This window comes from Micromonospora echinofusca (genome assembly GCF_017614955.1).
GTDB lineage: Bacteria > Actinomycetota > Actinomycetes > Mycobacteriales > Micromonosporaceae > Micromonospora > Micromonospora echinofusca_A.
Genome location: NZ_WVUH01000762.1, coordinates 1 through 399 on the forward strand (window position 1 = coordinate 1; position 399 = coordinate 399).

A 399-nucleotide genomic window follows, 5' to 3' on the forward strand; every position below is an offset into this window, starting at 1 on the left:
GCGTGGGACCGCGCCGGGGCGGGGCGCGTCGCCGGTACCCCGGTCGACGGAGAACGCCCAGCCCTCGAAACTGCCGGCCGGGGGGCGGCGGTTGAGCACGCCCTGGCTGCTGTAGGTCCAGCTACCGCCGTTCGGGGCGTGCCAGTACGACCAGTAGGCGCTGGCCGGTGGGGTGTCCACGCACTTCTCGTCGTCCGGGCCGGGTCGGCCGTCGATGCGGCAGACGAAACTCTCCCCCCAGCGCAGCGTCCCGGCGACGGAGAAGCCGGCGTTGCGCAGTGCGGCCAGACCGCTGGACTGCTCCCCACCGGCGCACCGGATCACCGTGCCGCCGCCCAGCGCGGTGAAGTCGACGACGACGGTGACCCCGGAGGCGTCCGGGCAGTAGCCGGCGGAGCC

The 399-nt window shown here is 74.9% G+C and carries 1 pseudogene; it reads right to left on the reverse strand.

What is annotated here, in order from left to right:
• Positions 1–399, reverse strand: a pseudogene (locus GSF22_RS34280) (hypothetical protein); the annotation flags it as partial.